At 69.2% G+C, this 18,234-nt stretch carries 17 protein-coding genes; 3 read left to right on the top strand and 14 right to left on the bottom strand.

Features of this window, described 5'->3' with window-relative positions; all coding sequences use genetic code 11:
* Positions 1 to 691: 691 nt before the first annotated feature.
* The 11 genes from EIZ44_RS34095 to EIZ44_RS34050 all read right to left on the bottom strand — a co-directional run bounded on the left by EIZ44_RS34095 (position 692) and on the right by EIZ44_RS34050 (position 12,230).
* Positions 692 to 2,185 carry an ICP22 family protein gene (locus tag EIZ44_RS34095; RefSeq protein WP_134733237.1) on the bottom strand — a complete coding sequence of 498 codons (1,494 nt, stop codon included), beginning with the start codon at positions 2,183 to 2,185 and terminating at the stop codon, positions 692 to 694.
* The gene (locus tag EIZ44_RS34090) at positions 2,182 to 4,164 is read right to left on the bottom strand and encodes an nSTAND3 domain-containing NTPase (RefSeq protein ID WP_134733235.1); all 1,983 of its coding nucleotides are present in this window, start codon (positions 4,162 to 4,164) and stop codon (positions 2,182 to 2,184) included. Before EIZ44_RS34090 ends, EIZ44_RS34095 begins: the two co-directional genes overlap by 4 nt.
* The gene (locus tag EIZ44_RS34085) at positions 4,161 to 4,874 is read right to left on the bottom strand and encodes a TIR domain-containing protein (protein ID WP_167754359.1); all 714 of its coding nucleotides are present in this window, start codon (positions 4,872 to 4,874) and stop codon (positions 4,161 to 4,163) included. Before EIZ44_RS34085 ends, EIZ44_RS34090 begins: the two co-directional genes overlap by 4 nt.
* Before the next feature lie 69 nt (positions 4,875 to 4,943).
* The gene (locus EIZ44_RS34080; RefSeq protein ID WP_238607763.1) at positions 4,944 to 6,215 is read right to left on the bottom strand and encodes a helix-turn-helix domain-containing protein; all 1,272 of its coding nucleotides are present in this window, start codon (positions 6,213 to 6,215) and stop codon (positions 4,944 to 4,946) included.
* A 456-nt stretch (positions 6,216 to 6,671) separates the two neighbouring features.
* Positions 6,672 to 7,727 carry an NBR1-Ig-like domain-containing protein gene (locus EIZ44_RS34075; protein ID WP_134733231.1) on the bottom strand — a complete coding sequence of 352 codons (1,056 nt, stop codon included), beginning with the start codon at positions 7,725 to 7,727 and terminating at the stop codon, positions 6,672 to 6,674.
* A gap of 94 nt (positions 7,728 to 7,821) precedes the next feature.
* Positions 7,822 to 8,193, bottom strand: a complete 372-nt coding sequence (locus EIZ44_RS34070) for a hypothetical protein (RefSeq protein ID WP_051728743.1) — start codon at positions 8,191 to 8,193, stop codon at positions 7,822 to 7,824.
* Positions 8,194 to 8,342: 149 nt separating this feature from the next.
* Positions 8,343 to 8,573 carry a hypothetical protein gene (locus tag EIZ44_RS34065; RefSeq protein ID WP_037810389.1) on the bottom strand — a complete coding sequence of 77 codons (231 nt, stop codon included), beginning with the start codon at positions 8,571 to 8,573 and terminating at the stop codon, positions 8,343 to 8,345.
* Positions 8,574 to 8,601: 28 nt separating this feature from the next.
* Positions 8,602 to 9,060, bottom strand: a complete 459-nt coding sequence (locus EIZ44_RS34060) for a GreA/GreB family elongation factor (RefSeq protein ID WP_043827743.1) — start codon at positions 9,058 to 9,060, stop codon at positions 8,602 to 8,604.
* Positions 9,061 to 9,147: 87 nt separating this feature from the next.
* A complete protein-coding gene (locus EIZ44_RS44940) occupies positions 9,148 to 9,318 on the bottom strand; it encodes a hypothetical protein (RefSeq protein WP_037810387.1) in 171 nt (56 codons plus the stop codon).
* Between the two features lie 7 nt (positions 9,319 to 9,325).
* Complete coding sequence (locus EIZ44_RS34055) at positions 9,326 to 10,588, bottom strand: NAD(P)/FAD-dependent oxidoreductase (protein WP_134733230.1); 1,263 nt, start codon at positions 10,586 to 10,588, stop codon at positions 9,326 to 9,328.
* Between the two features lie 118 nt (positions 10,589 to 10,706).
* A complete protein-coding gene (locus EIZ44_RS34050; RefSeq protein WP_134668083.1) occupies positions 10,707 to 12,230 on the bottom strand; it encodes a PucR family transcriptional regulator in 1,524 nt (507 codons plus the stop codon).
* Between the two features lie 32 nt (positions 12,231 to 12,262).
* Between EIZ44_RS34050 and EIZ44_RS34045 the strand changes: the two genes are divergently transcribed.
* Positions 12,263 to 12,670 (top strand): MmcQ/YjbR family DNA-binding protein, encoded by a 408-nt coding sequence (locus EIZ44_RS34045; protein ID WP_134733227.1) that lies wholly within the window; start codon positions 12,263 to 12,265, stop codon positions 12,668 to 12,670.
* Positions 12,671 to 12,723: 53 nt separating this feature from the next.
* Positions 12,724 to 13,338 carry a VOC family protein gene (locus EIZ44_RS34040; RefSeq protein ID WP_134733225.1) on the top strand — a complete coding sequence of 205 codons (615 nt, stop codon included), beginning with the start codon at positions 12,724 to 12,726 and terminating at the stop codon, positions 13,336 to 13,338.
* 63 nt (positions 13,339 to 13,401) lie between these two features.
* Here the strand turns inward: EIZ44_RS34040 and EIZ44_RS34035 are convergent, their stop codons facing one another.
* Positions 13,402 to 13,806 carry a nuclear transport factor 2-like protein gene (locus EIZ44_RS34035; RefSeq protein ID WP_037810375.1) on the bottom strand — a complete coding sequence of 135 codons (405 nt, stop codon included), beginning with the start codon at positions 13,804 to 13,806 and terminating at the stop codon, positions 13,402 to 13,404.
* A 54-nt stretch (positions 13,807 to 13,860) separates the two neighbouring features.
* Positions 13,861 to 15,396, bottom strand: a complete 1,536-nt coding sequence (locus EIZ44_RS34030; protein ID WP_134733223.1) for an HD domain-containing phosphohydrolase — start codon at positions 15,394 to 15,396, stop codon at positions 13,861 to 13,863.
* A gap of 81 nt (positions 15,397 to 15,477) precedes the next feature.
* On the opposite strand from EIZ44_RS34030, the gene EIZ44_RS34025 reads away from it, so the two are divergent.
* Positions 15,478 to 17,649 (top strand): molybdopterin-containing oxidoreductase family protein, encoded by a 2,172-nt coding sequence (locus EIZ44_RS34025; RefSeq protein ID WP_037810372.1) that lies wholly within the window; start codon positions 15,478 to 15,480, stop codon positions 17,647 to 17,649.
* Here EIZ44_RS34025 and EIZ44_RS34020 read toward each other — a convergent pair.
* A complete protein-coding gene (locus EIZ44_RS34020) occupies positions 17,646 to 18,221 on the bottom strand; it encodes a TetR/AcrR family transcriptional regulator (protein ID WP_037810474.1) in 576 nt (191 codons plus the stop codon). The genes EIZ44_RS34025 and EIZ44_RS34020 overlap by 4 nt on opposite strands.
* Positions 18,222 to 18,234: the final 13 nt, after the last annotated feature.

Genomic DNA, 18,234 nt, shown 5'->3' with positions numbered 1-18,234 from the left:
CGGCGGCGGCGAGCGCCGGCGGGGCGACGGCGGCGGCGAGCAAAGCCAGCGCGGGAACGGCGACCGCGACGGTCCGTCCGCGCAGCAGGGCAGAACGCATGAATTGTCCTTCCGAACATCAAGAATGGAGCCGCCGCACGGATCCCCGAATCCACGCGTGACCGAGCACAACTGTCGGTCCCTGGCAGGCCGCGACATTATCAAGACGCCCGGGAAACGCAAAGCAAGATCCGTCGCGCACCGCGCCCGCCCGCCGGTTCCGGTGACCACAATTATCGCAATTTCACCACTAAAGAGTGATGTAACGCGACGCTGGCTCCGCGGTTTTCTCACGCTGAGCTACCGGAACCGAGGCCCCGATGGCGGATTGCCCTTCGCCCCACCCGGAGGAGTGATCCTGCGGAGGGTATTCGTTGACCACCCTCCGCAATGTGACCGCTACCGCCCCTGGTGCCGCCATTCCCGGTCCGCCAATTCGTCCCGCAACCGGGTTCCGGGCGGGCGGAAATTGTCCACAATGGAATCAGCGGGAACGGAACGAGCGAACGGGAAAAAGGGTACGATTTTCTTGCCCAGGGCGGTGACCTGCGGCGACGCTCAATCCGCGGCGTCGCTCCGCACCCGCCGGGCCAGTTCGCCCAGCAGTCCTGCTGCGACGAACACGGCCCGGCCCTCTTCCTGTCTCTGCGGCTCACTCCTGATCCGCGCTCGAGCTCCCGGGGTGGGCGACGCGATCGGTCTGCTCTCCCGGCGCACCAGGATCCGGCCAGAGCAAAGCCGGTTCCGCGCCGTCGTGCGGCGAGCCGGAGCCCGGCCTCCCGTCCGAGTTGTCGTGCCTTGCTTCCGGAACCTCTGGTTGTGTGCCGTCGCCCCCGCCGTCCGAAACCGGATCAGGTGTCTCACCCCGACCGAACTCCGCCTCGTCGTCCGGAACTCGGCCAGCCGCGACGTCGTGCGGCGACCTAGCATCAGCGTCGGCACCTTCTTCGTCCCGTTGAAACCATGCCCGCGCAGCCCCGCTGTCTTGGGCCTGCTGAGCGTCGCCGTCGTAAGCCGGGGAAGCCGAGCTTCCCTGGGCCGATCCGTCCTGGGGCAGCTCCACCTGAACCGGTCCGGACGGCGACGGGTCCGGGTCCAACGCGCCGAAGGCCTCGCGGACCTCATCGGCCGGGTCCGGTTTGCCCGCCGCGGCAAAAGAACTGGCCAGCCGTTCAGCCAGCAGCTCCCGTTCGGGTGCGTCTGCGTCCAGGCCAATCCCGTTCATCAGCGCTTCGACGAGATCGACCACGCTGTCCCGCGGTGACGGCTCGGAGACCGCTGGCGTGCGCTCGGGCACGGTCAGGTCCTCCGGAAACGCCATCTGCCCATAGCCCAGTTCCCGGCCGGCCACCGGCCGCACGTTGTTGGCGGCCGCCGTCAGCTCGGCGAGAGTGTTGATGTCCTTCACTACGTTCGCCACGTCGTTGTTCTGCTTCACCAGCCACCAGACGACCGCACTGCCAGTGTCGCTGAGAACATCTTCTCCGAGATAGCGCCGCCGGTCTTCCTCATGCTTGCGCTCGTACTCCCACACCAGCGCGTCTTTGCGCGTCCTCGCGAACAGCTCAAGCCGCTCCCGGTCGGCGGTCTCGAGATCGAGGCGCACGTCGGCAGCCGAAACCTCGACGAATCCGGAGCTGTCCGGCTGGACCTTGCCCAACACGCTGTTCAACCGGTGGCGGACCTGTTCGTGGTCAAGAGGCAGTTCACCCGCGGTGATCGCCTTCGCTCGTTCCACGACCTCGTTGATCGCTACCGCACCGGGGCTGGCGTGCACCGGCCCGCGCACCCCTGGGCACAACCGCCACCACACCGTCGCCGAGAACAGGAACCGGTAGTCCTCGGACCGGCTCGGCAACGCTGTCGCGGTCACTTCAGCCCGCTCGAACTGAATCGGAGCAGGCTCCGGCACCGGCTCCGGCACGGGCGGTTGCACAGCAGCCAGGTGCGCCGTCATGCGCCGGTCGAGCTCGGACTCGTAGGCGATCCGGGCCCTGATCCGCTTGTAAACGGCTGCCGGGACGATCGCCAGCGGAAGCACGAGCAGAAGCCAGAGAAAAGAGTCCAGTGCGATCGTGAGACCGATCGGAACACCGGCGCAGACAAGCAGTGCGATGGAGAGCGTGGCCTTGTCCGATGAAGTCATGATCGGCCTTTCTTCTCGCGGAGAGTGGCATCCGGATCGACCACACCCTGCGCTTCGTTGATCAGCTGGATGACAAGGAGCGCGAGGCGGGCGTCTGAAACGCGATCACCGCTCCGCGCCCAATCCCTGGCAGCCACATAGACGGCGGCGAGGGTCCGGGGGTCGCCGCCTGCTCCGGCGAGCACCTCGCGAACGAGCATGGCCGCGTCCGGAGCTTCCGCATCAACGCATTCGGTCAGCCAAGCCCGCAGAAGCTCCTGCCATTCCCGTTCGGGCAGGCTGGTCATGAGCGCGCGCCAGACCGCTTCTACGCACCTGCGCACAGTGGGATCGGCCCCGAAGCGGCGGCCTCGGACGTCAGTGCTCAGCACCAGCTTCGGACTGAGCACTCGCAGCGCCAGCTCGGTCTCGGATCGCCCGCGCCCCGGCCGGGGAGGATGCTGCCGCAACCGCCAGGCGAGACGGCGGTAGAGCCGGAGATCGCTCGCGACCAGTTCGAGCAACCGCTCCAGCGCATAACTGTCGATGCTGTCCCGATTTCGCTTGACCAAGTGGTTGAGCCTGGTGAGCGCCTCTTCGGGGTACTCCGCCGCCATCTCCGCCGCACACAGATCGGCCAGCACCGCGGCAAACTGGTCCGGCAGGTCGCGCGCCCGCGCCCACGTGTAGAACTGCTGCCGGAAGAATCGGCCGTGCCGCGGATGTGCCAGGCTTCTCGACAGGACGGTCTGCACCTGGTCCGGCCAATCCCGCGCCCGCGGCCAGTTCCTGACCAGCTTCGCCAGGTCGTCGTGCAGATCCGCGTCGAGCAGTTGGATCGCCACCCGGTCAGCCAGCCGAAGCCGGGACCGCCTGCTCAATTCCTCCATGCCTACGAGGCTGGCGCTCCAGTCGCGGAGAACATTGTGCAACCGCGGGTATTCCCGCCAGAAGTAGGCGGCGACCGCGGCGCCGTATCCGGCTTCCCGAAACCGGATCCCGCCGTGCTCGTCCACGGCCACCGCGGTGACCTCGCCCAGGTATCCGGACAACGAGGTGCGTTCCAGCAACGGAACCTCGCTCTCCGGGTGCTCAACCTGCGTCAGCAGCTTGGCGGCAGCCGCGAAGACCACTCTGCGATGCTCGCCCTCCAGCATCGCCACGGCCAACGCGAGCGCGCGGACCACGCCGTCCTTCTTGCCGTCGAGGAGCTTTCGCGCTTCTTCAGTCCGGTCGGCAACCGCCTGCTGCGCTTCCCTGAGCAGATCCAGCAGCCGTTCGCCACCTCGCGCCAATAACCGCGCTCTGTCGGCAAGACGTGCCAGGTCGTTCATGCTCGACGAAACCAGCGAAGCGCAGAATGCCTGGTACTCCGCCGGATCGAGGTCGCCGGACAGCCCGTCCGCAGCGAGATGCCGCCGCAGCACCACCGCCGGGTCGGGCCGCCCCAGCGGAACCAGGAACTGGCGGCTCTCGTCGAATTCGAACTGCTCCTCCACCGCTCGATCGACGATGATCACCAATCTGGTCGATCGGGCTTTCGTGTGCGCCCGGAGGTAAAGCGCCTTCTCCTTCAGCTTCGCGTAGTGCTCGCTCTCGACCGCGGAAAGGTCAAGGAGAAGCAGGTCTCCGTCGGCAACGCTTTCCGGATCGAACGCGTCTTCCTCGACCTCTGTCGGCAAAACCCGGAACAGATGACTGGAATCAGCGTAAGTGCGCAGGAGCATCTTCGCCGCGGTACGCGTCCCAGCTCCGGCCGGCCCGGAGATGAGGACCAGCCCGCACTTCTCCAGCTTGTGCTGAGCGTGCGGAAAACCTTCCGGCGGTTCGAACCTTCGATAGAGCCAGCCGAGGTCCGACTCGTGAAGCAGGCCGAACGGCCGGCGCCGGTTGTGCGGGCCAGCGGTGCCAATGTTGTTGATCTGGGTGTACTGATTGACCGGTGCGCCTGCGCCTGGCCAGGGAAACGGGCCGGGCGACTCGCGCTCGCTCGCAGTCAAGGCCGCTCCTCGCCCTCCGCCGAGCCGTCGTCTTTCCCGACGTTGATCGTGCGTGCGTTGTTGAACGTGCCCGTTCCGGCATGGGTCGGGCCGTTGAACTGGGAACCGCCGAAAACGTCGCCGTTGTACTGGTTGCCCGGGCCGCTGATGATCGTCCCGATCGACGGGTCGCCCCAAACCCCGCCTATACCTCCGCCATGGACTTCGTTCCGCGTGGCAGATTCGCCTGCCTGTTTCGCAGGCTGAGTAAGATCTTTCAGCCCAGGGACGGAATCGAGCACATCCTGAGCGATCCGGTTCAGCACAGTGTCAGGGTCCCGGTGGTGGTAAATCTTGTACTGCAGATCCGCGAGCCGTTTGAGCGGCTGGGGCAACTCTTTGACCGGCAGCGGCGACTGCGCCTGTTCGTCGATCACGGGGATCACCCGCACCCCGTGGTCGAAGGCCATCACCAACTCGCGGTGGATCCAGTCTTCCGGATTGTCGATCTTGCGCCTTCCGGTCCCGTCGGCGGCGGTCAGCCAGGCAGGCCCGATGACGCACAACAAGACTTTGCTGCCCCAGACGCCGTTCTCCAGCGCCTTCTGGAACACCGCGCCTGCCTGAATCGACCGATGATCCTTGAAAACGGCTGCGTCGCCGAAGCGACGGCGCAAATCCTGGTCGATGATCGTCGCCAGCTGCTCGCCGTCCCCGGTGCGGTAGTTCACAAATACTTCAGGCATGACAAATAAACCTCCATACACAAAGAAATCAAAAAATGGGCACGCCCAGTGCGACTAGTCCAGTTGGCCGGTCAGCAGCGGATAGATGTTTCGAACCGCTTTATTTCCGTGGAAGCGGGCTAGCGTCCGCCGCAACCGGCGAAGGTCCTGCGCCACGGTCGCCGAGCCGATCGCCCGCAACGGGCCCTGCAACTCGGCGGTGATTTCACAGGCTCTTTCGACCTCGTTCTGCATCGCGTACGCGAGCGCCCTGCGGACGCCGTAGCGGGCTCTGGTCCGCAGCGCGTGCTCCGGCACCGTGAGGAGCTGCCGGTCGAGCACCGCGGCGGCTTCCCGAGGGCGGCCGAGATCGAGCAAGCACCACCCTGCAGCCATGGCCACCGGGTCCTCGAGGTGCATGGCGCCCAGCACCGGCAACGCGGAATCACCGCGGTCGTCCGGGATCACCAGCAGCGAACGCGCGCGGTCGAGAACTCGCATGCACGATTCGTAGTCGCCTGCCAACGCATGCCCTTGCGCCTCCAGTTGCGCGGCCATGCCTTGGATTCGCGCCGGCGTCGGCCCCGCCTGTGCCTCGCGGCTCAGTGCGATCGTCTTCCCGGCATCCTCCTGGTACAAGGCGACGACTGCCTTCCGCACCAGCGCGTAGCGGGCCAGATGACGGTCTCCGCCGGATTCGGCCATGCGGACCGCCTGGTCAGTCCACCACAGCGACGCCCGCTCGTCTCCGCTTTCCTGTGCCATCCAGCCCGCGTACTCCGCGAACCGGGAAGCGAGCAGGAAAAGCTCCGAGTGGTCGCGGCCGACCGCCTGCCTGGCCAACTCGCGAAGCGTGTGCGTCTGCGCGATGACCGTGGGGATGACCGCGCCGGGACTAGCGGCCTGCCCAAGAGCCCGCATCTGGTCGAACTGGAGGCGGAACACGGACAACGCCGTTCCCCCGGCCGAACGCGCCAAAGCCGGCGCCCCCACGCTGAACCCCAGCCCGGCGCCCAGCGCGATCGCCTCGCGTCTTCCCATCGGACGGAACCAGCTGCCGTCCCTGCCGTCGAGATTCACTATCCAGGCCTCTCCGTCCTCGGCCTCGTCGGCCCATTCGGTTCGGTGCTCCCCGGTTTCGGCCAAGGAAGCAAGCCTGCCTCCTGCCCCCAATTCGGCATCGCACCGGCGCGCGAGATCGGGATGCGCTCGTTTCAGCCCGTTCTCGATTTTGCTCAGATAGCCCTTGCTGTAGTGCACCACGACCGCAAGGTCCGCGAGCGATACTCCAGCTCTGGTCCGCCACCGCCGAAGTTCGGCGCCGAACTGTGCGCGGCTATCCGCCACCGACCCCTCCCCGTTGCCTGATGCCCGTGGCGGAGGACTGGTCAAATGCCTCCGCGCGGTGCTGGCACCGCGGCACTTCGCACAGTCCAGCACAGCGAAGCCCCGCATGGGCAGACGAACTCGGCGATTTACAACGGATGGAGTCATGAATTGGCAGCCGGTCAGCGCGAAACCGCACGAACTCGCGCTCACCGGCGTGGAACAGTCGGCTGTCCCGTCGTCGTGCTTTCCGGCCTTTTTCCGCATGTCGCGACTCAGAGCGCACGAAACAGCCACGGCTCGCGTGCGCTGAATGACATCGTCCACAGCGACGATTTTGCAGATCACGACAGCGCGGCACGAGCGTGAAGCGGGGGTTTCCCAGCGCCTGCTCGATGGGAAACGGGAAACCCCCTAGTCAGGCCGCTTGCCCGACAGCGAGCCGAAACCCGGTTGGGGAATATTCCGCGTTCTCGGCTACTCCACGGTGACGGTCACCTGATAGAAAATCCCGGTCCGGTCCGGGAACACGAGCGCGCCGCGTTCGTCGACCATCTTCCACAGGACGTGGCAGACGCCGGTGCCGGTCGGCGTCACCGGGACGCTCACCTCCACCAGTTGCCCCGGCTCGGCGTCCGGGACCGGGACGCGCGGCGGTGACGGGCACAGCACGGTGGTGCCGCCCGCGACCTGCAAGAAGCGGCTGCGCCACGGGACCGAGCCGGTGTTCTTCAGCCGCCAGATCTTCGTGAACGTCTGGCCGTAGCGGGCTTTCGCGCCGTCCGGGAAGGTGACGTCGCCGGGCAGGCCGTCGCCGCCGAAGCCGGACGAGTCGCCGGGCAGCGGGTAGTGCGGGGCGGCGGCTTCCTTGTCACGGGCGGACGGCGTGGCCAGGACCACGACGGCGGCCACGAGTCCGAGGACGACCAGCACGGTCGCGGCGACGACGATCGAACCCCAGCGGCGGGTCTTGGTCTTCGCCGCGGCCGGAGCGGGAGCGGCGGACGCAGCCGGAACGGCGGTCGCAGCGGGGACGGCGGCCGGTTCGGCGGGAACGGCGGACGGAGCGGGCACAGCCGGATCGGCGTCGGGCGGCGGTTCCGGCGCGGAAGAAGTATCGCCCGCCGACGGCATCCGCTCCCCCGCACCGGGCCGATCGGCGGACGAAGCGCCTTCTTCCGAGTCAGAGCCCCACCCCGACTGCCCCTCGGCCGCCTCTTCCCAGCGCGCCAGCCACTCGCGGCGCACCGTCTCCTCGTCGCGGCCGAGGCCGGTCACCGCGAGGCTGCGGACGAACTCCCAGGTCGTCGGCCAGGACGGTGCGCTGCGGCCGCGCGCGGCGGCCGAAAGGGCGGACTTCGACGCCGCCGCGCCGAGTTCCGTGCGCATGCGGTCGTAGGACGGGTCGCCCGCTTCCCGCTTCAGGTCCAGCAGAGCGCAAGCGAAACGGGCCACCGGGCCCGAGCCGGCGTCGGGCACGATGTGCTTGCGACCCCGGCGGGCCCCGGGCTGCCCGGGCGCGGGCTCGCTCATGACACCTCCAATGATCGACATCGACCCTTGGAGGTTGCCAGGCGGCCCGGGGCGGCGCAGCCCCGGGCCCGCCCGGCGAATCAGCCGCGGAGGCTCAGAGCTTGCAGCCCTTCTGGATGCGCGCGACCGTGTGGTCCGCGCCGATGTGGAACTTCTTCTTGCCGCTGGTGCCGCCGTTGGTGGTCATGCACTGGACGCTCAGCGCGCCGTCCATGTCCTTGAGCACGATGCCCGCGGACACCTTGTGCGAACAGTGGTTGTTGAAGTAGACGGTGACGTTCGTCAACCCGTCGCCCCAGGAGTAGTTGGCCTTCTTCCCGGACGGCTTCGTGCACTTGATGCTCGCGGTGTGCTTGCTCTGCGCGCTCGCCGGAGCCGCGGTGTCCGCCGACGCGGCGGGCGCGGCGATCCCGGCGAGTGCGATCCCCAGCGCGGAGGCGGCCATCAGCGTCTTGCCGATCTTCATGGGTGTTCCCCTCGGACGAATCGGAATGGAGTACAGCCGGGAAATCCCGGTGCACTCATCCCAGCGCGCCGTCCGTTTTGTCCTCAACCGCTCGCTGTCCACGGTCAATGTCCGGGGCTGTCCACGCAGGTCAGCGAATTGTCCACGGCTCAGTCAGCCGGGCCGCGCAATGTCAGGACGACGCGTAAGACGTGTTCGACCGCCGACTCGAACATCGCGGCGCGCAGTTCGCCGCGCGTCTCGAGGTTGCGCGCGGCGAAGTCGAGCATCCGTTCCGGTCCGGCGCGGCGGACGAGCAGCGCCGCGACCTCCTCGAGGTCGAGGCTCGGGTTGTCGAGCCGGGCGAGGGCGAACTCGATGATGAGCTCTTCGTCGGTCACACCTGTCAGGGTAATCACAAAGCGGGGTTCAGCCGTCGTTTCGATAGCGGCCGTAGGGATAAGCCTCGACCAGCGTCACCCGCACAAGCGCGCCACTCGGCACCTCGTACTCCCGCTGCTCCCCCGGCCTCGCGCCATGCAACGCCCGCCCGAGCGGCGAGTCCGGCGAGTAAACCTCCAGCCCGCCGCCCACCTCGTCGCGCGCGGCCAGCAGGAACGTCTCGGTCCCGCCGTCGTCGTAGCGGACCGTCAGGACCATCCCGGGCTCGGCGACCCCGTCGTCGGGCGGGTCCTCGCCGACGACCGCGTTCTGCAGCAGGTCCTGGAGCTGCCGGATCCGTGCCTGCCGGTGCTGCTGCCGGTCGAGCCGGTCGTGTTCGCCCGCGCCCTCGTCGAGGTCGGGTTCGCGTTGCAGGTCAGCGAGTTCCGCGGCGAGGCGGGCGTGCGCGTCGGCGGTCAGCCAGGGACGCGAAGAGGTCGTCGACATGAGAGGTGCCTTTCGGATGACGTCCGTGGGGGCCGGGCAAGCAGGAGGCGTCCAGCCCCCACGGACTTTCGAGGAGTCCCGCGGCGGTCAGCGGGGCTCGGGCTCGGTGCGGCGGTCGAGCACGCCGGCGTCGGCGGCGAACCAGCCCGCTGCCTTCACCAGGATGTCCCTTTCGGTGCGCAGCAAGGCGTTCTCCGCGCGGAGGAAGAGCAGTTCGGCGTGCTCGTCGCCGGTCAGCGGGACGGGTTCGGCGGACACGCGCGGGTCACCGCAGCGGGTCGAACGGCCGCAGCGCTTCCGGGAGCCTGCCGGTGACCATCTGCTCGGCGAGCAGCTTCCCGGTGACCGCGCCGTGGGACAGGCCCCACATGCCGTGCCCGCCCGCGACGTACATCCCGGGCGCGCCGGTCCGGCCGATCACCGGCCGCCCGTCGGCGCTGACCGGGCGCGAGCCGACCCAGACGTCGGTGCGCTGGTCCCAGCGCAGGCCCTTGAGCAGCGGGCGGGCCGAGGCGATGATGGCGTCGACGCGGGCGGGGTACAGCGGGTCGTCCGGCTTGCGGAACTCCATCGTCCCGGCCACCCGCAGCCCGCCTTGGTACGGCGTGCACGCGACCCGGATGTCGGGCAGGTACATCGGGCTCGGCACCGGCTCGTCGGTAGGCACGGTGAAGGAGTACCCGCGACCGGCGCGCACCGGAACGCGCACGCCCCACTTGCGCGCCAGCTCGCCCAGCCAAGCGCCGGTCGCGAGCACGACGGCGTTGGCGTTGACGGTCTGCCCGTTCGCCGACAGGACGGTGTAGGCGTACTCGTGCCGGCGGATCGCGGCGACCTCGAACCGGTGCCGGATCGTGCCGCCTCGGCTGACCACCGCGCGGGCGAGCGATTCGACGAACCGGCCGGGGTCGACGTACCGCTGTCCGTCGAGCCGGATGCCGGCCCCGATCCGGTCGGTGACCTGCGGGAAGTGCTCGCGCAGCTCCGGTCCGGCGAGCTGGGTCCAGGACACCTTCTGCCCGGCGTCGCCGAGCCGGTCCAGTTCCTTGACCAGCGTTTGCGCCTTGTCCGAAGTCTCGAACAGGGCGGTGATGGGCGCGTCGATGGTCGGCGCGTCCACGCCGTTCGCGGTCAGGATGTCGAACGCTTCGAGGCATTCCTCGTTGAACGGCAGGTTCGCGCGCACCGCCCGGTTCCAGGACCGGTGGGTGCAGTTCGCCGCGAAGCGGGCGAGGAACTGCCACAGCCGCGGGTCCGGGGCGGCCGGGACGTGCAGCGGAGCCTGCCGGTCGAGCAGGGTGCGCAGGCCGTAGCGGAGGACGGCGGGTTCGTTGAGCGGGATCGCGAGCCCGGGCGAAAGCCAGCCCGCGTTGCCCCAGGACGAGCCCGCCGCGATGCCCTCGCGGTCGACGACGGTCACCCGCACGCCGCGTTCCTGCAGGAACCAGGCGGTCGACAGGCCGACGATGCCCGCGCCGACCACGATCGCCGAACGCGGCCCGCCGTCCTTCCGGTCGAGATCGCCCATGTGTTCCTCCGCCGATGCTGTGCCGCTGGTTGTGCTGGTGCGGCCAGGATGACCCGGATCCGGCGGACGGGCTTTGTCGAGTTCGGCCAAACGGATCAGGCCCGTTTGTCCGGATCGGTCAATCCTGCGGATCGGCGACGGCCAATTCGATGATCATCGCCAGCCGTTTCGCGGGCAGATCGAGCCGCAGCGGCGTCACGTCGGCCATCTTCCGCAGCCGGTAGCGGATGGTGTTGGGGTGCACGCCGAGCCGTTCGGCGGCCTCGGTGAGATCGCCCTGGGTCTCGAGCCACGCGCGCAGGGTCGCGACGTAGCTGGTCGAGTTGGCCGCGTCGTGCCGGGCCAGATCGGCGATCGGACCGCGCGCCGGGGCTCGTCCCGCTGCCGCCGCGGCGCGCAGGCGGAGGATCAGGATGTCGTCCCAGGACTCGTCGTACGCGACGGTCGCGCCGGGTTTCGGGCGGACGTCGTGCAGCGCCAGGCACTCGTCGGATTCCCGCCTGCTCGCGGGCAGGTCCGCGGTGGACGCGGGCGCGCCGATCCCCGCCGCGACCGTGACCTGCGCGGGCAGCGCGTCGCGGATCCCGCCGATCCACGCGCGGGCGGTTTCGACGTCCTCACCGGGCAGAACGGTGTAGACGGTGTTGCTGAACAGCGTGCTCCGGCCCGGCCGCGACCAGCCGAACCCGGTGGTCGCGCGCTCGAACGCGAGCAGCAGCGCGGCGTGCCGTTCGTCGGCGATGTGCGCCTGGAGCGCGACCACGCGGAACCGGCCGGGCGGCAAACCGAGCCTGCTCAGCACGGCCGCCGCGTCCGGAGTGCCCTCCAGCAGACGGATCACCAGGTCCGATTCGACCTGCCGTTCGAGGTCGGCGCTCGCTCGCGACCGCAGCAGGTGCAGCCCGACCGTGCGGGAACTGTCGTGCAGGACGGTGCGCCGGACGTCGGACAGCGGCTCCTCGCACTCCACCCAGATCGACCCGAGCGTCTCGCGTCCGGCCCGGACCGCGACGACCATGCGCCCGGTGAGCCCGTGCTCGGGATCGGCCTCGACGAACAACGGCTCGTCCGAAACGGCGAGATGCGCGAACACGCCGCGGCGCTCGAACAGCTCGCGCACCTGGTCCGGCACTCGCCGCCCGAGGATCGTCTCCAGCCGCACGCGGTCCGCGCCCTGCTGACGACTGGAGTACGCGAGCACGCGGGACAGCTGGTCCTCGATGGTGACCGCGCTGCCGAGTGCGTCGGCGAGGCTGTCGGCCAGCGCGAACAAGTCGGTCGGCCCGCGGCCGGATTCCGTCTCGCGGCCTTCGAGCACCAGGCCGTAGACCACGCCGGCGAGCTGTCCCCACGACACTTCCGGGTCCACGAGCAGCACCGCGACCTGGCTGTCCACCTCGGGTCCCGGCGGCGTCACTCCCCGCACCAGCACCACCGACGCCCGTGCTTGAGCGGCCCGTTCGACGGCTTCCGCCACCGAATCGACGCCGACCGCGAGGTAGACGTCGCCGCGCAACTCGCGCGGGTCGGCGGGGTCGTCCATCACCACGTCCCGCAACGCCGCTTCGCGCGCGACGGGACAGCAGCACAACCGCGCGCCGTACCCACCGAGGACGTTGACGAGCCGATCCAGCGTGACCATGCCCTGTTCATACCTGACGTATCGTGGGGGTCATGCGAGCGCGGGTCGAGGACGTGCACGAGCTGGCGCTGGGGATGCCCCACGTCACGGTGGTGCGCGGCTCGCAGGAAAACCCCGTCTACCAGGTCGGCGGCAAGTCGTTCGTGTTCTTCCGGACGCCGCGACCCGACGCCTTCGACCCGGAGACCGGCGAACGGTATCCGGACGTGATCGTGTTCTGGGTGCCGTCCGAATCGGACAAGCAGGCCCTGGTCCAGGACCCGGACAGCCCGTTTTTCACCACTCCGCACTTCGACGGCCACCTGTCGGTGCTGATCCGCGCCGCGCAGCTGGGCTCGCTGACGCGGCAGGAACTCGCCGAGGTCGTCGAGGACGCCTGGCTGTCCCGAGCGTCACCGCGCCGGCGCGAAGCGTGGCTGGCCGGGACCCGGGCTCGGTAAGCGATCAGGAATCAAGAAGCATCCGGGGTGGCGCCGGATTTAGCGTTTACCGCATGACCTCCTTCGAATTTGTCACCCTGGACGTTCCCGATGTCGCCGCTGCCGAGCGCTTCTACACCGCCGCGTTCGACCTGGGCGACCGTCTCCGCTTCCGGCAGGCCTCCGCGCCGAGCACCGGTTTCCGCGGATTTACCTTGTCGCTCACCGTTTCCCAGCCCGCGAACGCCGTCGCTTACCTGGACGCTGCCCTCGCCGCGGGCGCCACCTCGCTGAAGCCGGCGGCCAAATCGCTGTGGGGTTTCGGCGGAGTGGTGCAGGCTCCCGACGGCGCGATCTGGAAGGTCGCGACCTCCACGAAGAAGGACTCCGGCGCGGGGGTCCGGGAATACGACCAGATGGTTTTGCTGCTGGGCGCGTCGGATGTGGCGGCGACCAAGCAGTTCTACGTCCAGCACGGGCTCGCGGTCGGCAAGAGCTACGGACGCAAGTACGTGGAATTCGAGACGAGCCCGATCAAACTGGCGCTTTACGGCCGGAAGGCGTTGGCGAAGGACGCCGGTGTGCCGGAAGAGGGCTCCGGCGCGCATCTCCTGACCATCGGCGGGGATGCGGGGCGGATCACGGACCCGGACGGGTTCGCTTGGGAGACTTCGGTTCTTGCCGAGTGAGGGGCGCGGGGTCGTGAGTGTTCATGCCGGTTAGAACCGGCGTAAACACTCACGAGAACACGCTCAGCGCGCCCCGCTCTCCGGGCAATAACCGGAACACAGCAACACCATCCGCGTGAACTGCCCGTCCGCGTCGTCGTCCACGTATGCCTGCTGTTCCACCGCGAACCACCCCTCGCCGAGCCGTTCCGCTCGCACTCGTGCCCGCCAGCGCAGGTGCAGTCGCGGGCCGACCCGGTCCACCTCGCCCTCGGCGAGTTCGAAGTCGTCGACCTCGCCGAACCAGCGGGTGAACGCGGCGGTGATCTCGGCCGGTCCGTGGAATTCGCGCAATCCCGGCGGCAGCAGGGCGGTCAGCCGCACCGCACTGTCCATTGCGGACGACATCCGCGCGAAGTCCTGTCTGCTCAATGCTTCGATGAAGGCGCCCGCTCGGGAGATGCGGGAGGCCTGGAGTTGTGTAGTCATGCCTCAGGTTTACGGCGCGCCGCACTGCCGGGGATCGGGCAACTGCCCGATCTTTCACCCGGTCAGCCCGCGGCGCATCGCGACCAGCGCGGCCTGCGTCCGAGTCGTCACCCCGAGTTTCGCGTAAATGTGCTCCAGATGCGTCGAAACCGTCTTGCGGGACACCGTGAGCGCGGCGGCGATCTCCGGATTCGAGAGTCCGCGAGCCAAGTGCAGCAGGACCTCGGTCTCCCGCGCGGTCAACCCGTCCGGCGTTCGACGGACCCGCTGGCCCGCCGCTGCCAGAACCGCGCTCACCGCATCGGGATCGAGACGTCCGGCGCGGGCTTCGGCGGTCAGCACCTGCGCGGCCGCGTCGGGAACCAGCGGCGCGCGGTGCGGACGTGGTTCGCCGAGTGCGTGGTAGACGTCGGCGGCGGCGAGAACCCGGGACGGCATCGGCAGGGCGTCGCCGGAAAGTCCGTGCGGATAACCCGAACCGTCGAGGCGTTCGTGGTGGTGCGCCGCGCAGCGGGCGACCGCGGCGAGGCCGGGCATTCCGGCGAGCATCCGTTCGGTCAGGTACGGGTGCGTGCGGGCGCGTTCGGCCTGCGCGAGCGACCACGGCCGGGTCGCGTTCCAGATCGCGCTCGGGACGCCGATCATCCCGATGTCGTGCACCCAGCCCGCGCGCCGGACCAGCCGGACGTCCGGTGCCGGGAGACCGAGCCGGGTCGCACCGTCCGCGGCGAGTGAAGCGACTCCGCGGGAATGCCCCAGCCGAGGCGGGGATTTGAGGTCGGCGAAGTCGGCGAACGCCTGCAATGCGCGGTCAAGTTCGTCCTCAGTCAACTGCGCGCCGAGCCTCGGGTCGAGGGCGATCACCTCGTCCCAGGCCTGGATCCGGTCTAGTTCGGCCAGGATGTCGCCGCGGTGGTTCAGAAAACAGTCGACCAGCTCCGGATCGAACTGGGTGCCGCGGCGTTCCCGGGCGACAGTAACCGCGCCGTCGACGCCCGCGCTGTCGTGGAAAGCCTCGACGTTGTCGGCGAGTTGCACCAGCCGGATCGCCGGGTCGAGGTCCGCTCCGCCGGCGTCGCCGGGGACGCCGCGGCCGTCCCAGCGTTCGAAGGACTGCAGCAGCGGACGGCAGCCGTCCTCGCCGAGGTCGAGCCGTCCGGCCAGTTCGCTCGCGCTTTGGCAGTGCGCCTGCATGACCTGCTGCACCGACCGGCCCGCCGTCGCGAGGAACCGGCCGACGAGCGCGGCGCGGCGGAGTCGCGGACCGCCGCGGCCGAGGTGCCGCAGGACGAACATCGCCATCGCGACCCCGGCGAGGTCGCCGTCGTGGCTGTCGGCGTACAGCTCGGTCTCGTCGCCGAACAGCTCGGCCAGCTCGCTGGTGTCGGCGGCGCAGCCCACCCAGGTCAGCAACGACGTGTAGTAAGCCGCCGCGCGCACGCTGTCGTCGGCGCCCGCCGCGTCGGCCAGCCGCAGCGCGATCACGGTCTGCCGCAGCACGCGCTCCATCGGGCGGCCCATGCCGAGATCGGCCACCAGCGACAGGGTGGCGACCAGCTCGGACAACCGCACCGGCGCGGCGTTGCTCACCCCGGAAAGTCGCGGCTGAAACTCCCGCTGTTACGCCGGACGGGGCAGCGCCGACTTCCAGGCAGAGTCCGGAGGTGCGCGATGGCGACCGAGGTGCCGACGTTCTGCCCGCTGTGCGTGTCGAGGTGCGGGGCTACCGCGACGGTCGAGGACGGGCGGCTGCTCGCGCTCCGCCCGCTGCCTGGCCATCCGACCGGTGCCGCGATCTGTGTCAAAGGCAAAGCCGCGCCGGAGATCGTCGCGCATCCGGACCGGCTGTTGCATCCCCTTCGCCGCACCGCCCCGAAAGGCGCGGCCGACCCCGGATGGGAGCGCGTCAGCTGGGACGAAGCACTGGCGACGATCGCGTCCCGGCTGACCGCGATCGCGGAGGAATCGGGTCCGGAAGCGGTGGTGTTCGGCAGTTCCTCGCCCTCGACGTCGGCGATGTCGGACACCGTCGAATGGCTGACCCGGCTCCGGCGCGCCTTCGGGAGTCCCAACTTCGTCAGCTACATGGAACTCTGCGGCTGGGGCCGCCACCTGGCCACGCTCTACACCTGGGGCGAGCCGGTCCCCGGCGCTTACCTACCCGATCTCGAAAACGCGCAGTGCATCCTCTACTGGGGCTACAACCCGTCGGTCTCGCGGCTCGCGCACGCCACCGCGACCACCGCCGCGCTGCGGCGAGGGGCCAAGCTCGTCGCGGTCGATCCCCGGCGCGCCGGGCTGGCCAGCAAGGCCGACGAATGGCTGCGCGTCCGCCCCGGAACGGACGCGGCGCTCGCGTTGTCGCTCACCCACGTGATGATCGAGAATGATTGGTACGACAAGGAATTCGTCGAACGGTGGACCAACGCGGCGAAACGGGTCAGCCCGTCGCGCCGGGTCTGGGACCTGATCGCCGAGGAGTGCGCGAAGTACCCGCCCGAGGTCGCGCAGGAGATCACCGGCGTGCCCGCGGAGCAGATCGTCGCCACGGCCCGGCTGCTCTGGGAACACCGTCCGGTCGCGTTCTACACCTGGAGCGGGCTGGAGCAGCACAGCAACGCGACCCAGACCGTACGCGCCATCGGCCAGCTCTACGCGCTCACCGGATGCATCGACGCGCCCGGCGGGAACGTGCTGTTCACGCCCGTGCCGACCAACCCGGTCGACGGCCGGGAGCTGCTGGTGCCCGAGCAGCGCGCCAAGACCATCGGGGTGCGGGAGCGTCCGCTCGGACCCGCCCGGTTCGAGTTCGTCACCGGCGAGGACCTCTACCGTGCGGCGCTGGACGGCGTGCCTTACCGGGCCCGGGCGCTGGTCAACTTCGGCGGCAACCTGGTCATGGCGCACGGCGACAGCGCGCGAGGCCGGGACGCTCTCCGTGCGTTGGATTTCTTTGTCCACACGGATTTGTTCCTCAATCCGACCGCGGAGCAAGCGGATCTCGTGCTGCCCGCGACGAGTGCGTGGGAGACCGAAGCGCTGCGGATCGGTTTCGAGACCAGCCAGGCCGCGCAGTCGACTGTCCAATTGCGACAGCCGCTGGTCGCCGCGCGCGGCGAGGCGCGGCCGGATCTGCGGATCATCTTCGATCTCGCCGTCGCGCTCGGAGTGGGCCATCAGTTCTTCCATGGCGACATCGAGGCGGCCTGGCGACACCAGCTCGCGCCCAGCGGCCTCACCCTCGAGCAGCTGCGCGCCGCCCCGGAAGGAATCCGCCTGCCGTTGCGGACGGTCTACCGCAAGTACGAACGGAGCGGCTTCAAGACGCCGTCCGGGCTGGTCGAATTGTACTCAGAACCGTTGCGGACACACGGATATCCGCCGCTGCCGACCTTCGCCGAACCGTCGATCAGCCCGCGGTCCCGGCCGGATCTGGCGACGCGCTACCCGTTGATCCTCACCTGCGCGAAGTCGCTGTTCTTCTGCGAAACCCAGCACCGGGAAATCACCAGCCTGCGCAAATCCGCGCCCGACCCGGTCGTCGAACTCCATCCCGAAACCGCCGCGGACCGGGGAATCTCCGCCGGGGATTGGGTGCGGTTGGAGACGCCGTTGGGGAGAATCCGCGCGAAGGCGAAGTTCAACGGCAACCTGCGCCCCGATGTCGTGTGCGGACAGCACGGCTGGTGGCAGCCCGCCGACGGACTCGGCCAGCCCGGCTACCCGCCGTTCGGCGACGACAGCGCGAACCTCAATCTTGTGCTGAGCCAAGGCCCGAGCGACCCGACCAGCGGCAGCTCGCCACTGCGCGCTTCCCTGTGCGAGATCACCAAAGACGGCTAGCCCAGAGCCCGCGAAAGCGCACCCAAGCTGATGTCGACGATCGCGCGGAGCTGTTTCTGGCTCGCCCCAGCCCGGCTCATCACCGCCAATGACTGGTTGACCGCCGCGAGGTGCACGGCGAAGTCATCCGCGTCAGGCACCTTCCCGGCACGCAACGCGGTCCGCAGCCGCGTGCGCTGGCGGCCCAGCACTTCGGTCGCGCGCGCCGCGATGCCCGGGCTCAGCACCGGAATCGCCATCGCGGTCTGGGCGACGAGACATCCGTCCGGCACTTCGGGGTCAGCGATGCGGCTCAGGGTGACGTCGAAGAATTCCCGTATCGCCCCCAGCGGTTCCTCGGCCGCCTTCGCCAGAGCTTGGTCGTACCTGTCCCCGTAGCGCGTCGCGTACCGGTCCAGGCAGCGCAGATACAGCGCGTCCTTGTCGCCGAGCGAGGAGTAGATGGAACTGCGGTTCAGCCCGGTCGCTTTGGAGAGGTCGTCGAGCGAGGTGTCGGCGTATCCGGTTCGCCAGAACTGGACCATCGCCGCGTCGAGTGCGACGTCCACATCGAACTGCTTCTTCCCGGCCATCTGCCCAGCGTAG

The organism is Amycolatopsis nivea, from assembly GCF_004522235.1.
Taxonomy (GTDB): Bacteria; Actinomycetota; Actinomycetes; order Mycobacteriales; family Pseudonocardiaceae; genus Amycolatopsis; species Amycolatopsis nivea.
Note: the sequence above shows the minus strand (reverse complement) of the source record. Positions and strands in the feature narration are given on the sequence as shown.

Coding starts and splice junctions, on each gene's coding strand:
- EIZ44_RS34095 (WP_134733237.1), bottom strand. CDS start 2,185: ATGACTTCATCGGACAAGGCCACGCTCTCCATCGCACTGCTTGTCTGC.
- EIZ44_RS34075 (WP_134733231.1), bottom strand. CDS start 7,727: ATGAGCGAGCCCGCGCCCGGGCAGCCCGGGGCCCGCCGGGGTCGCAAG.
- EIZ44_RS34070 (WP_051728743.1), bottom strand. CDS start 8,193: ATGAAGATCGGCAAGACGCTGATGGCCGCCTCCGCGCTGGGGATCGCA.
- EIZ44_RS34060 (WP_043827743.1), bottom strand. CDS start 9,060: ATGTCGACGACCTCTTCGCGTCCCTGGCTGACCGCCGACGCGCACGCC.
- EIZ44_RS34055 (WP_134733230.1), bottom strand. CDS start 10,588: ATGGGCGATCTCGACCGGAAGGACGGCGGGCCGCGTTCGGCGATCGTG.
- EIZ44_RS34050 (WP_134668083.1), bottom strand. CDS start 12,230: ATGGTCACGCTGGATCGGCTCGTCAACGTCCTCGGTGGGTACGGCGCG.
- EIZ44_RS34045 (WP_134733227.1), top strand. CDS start 12,263: ATGCGAGCGCGGGTCGAGGACGTGCACGAGCTGGCGCTGGGGATGCCC.
- EIZ44_RS34040 (WP_134733225.1), top strand. CDS start 12,724: ATGACCTCCTTCGAATTTGTCACCCTGGACGTTCCCGATGTCGCCGCT.
- EIZ44_RS34035 (WP_037810375.1), bottom strand. CDS start 13,806: ATGACTACACAACTCCAGGCCTCCCGCATCTCCCGAGCGGGCGCCTTC.
- EIZ44_RS34025 (WP_037810372.1), top strand. CDS start 15,478: ATGGCGACCGAGGTGCCGACGTTCTGCCCGCTGTGCGTGTCGAGGTGC.
- EIZ44_RS34020 (WP_037810474.1), bottom strand. CDS start 18,221: ATGGCCGGGAAGAAGCAGTTCGATGTGGACGTCGCACTCGACGCGGCG.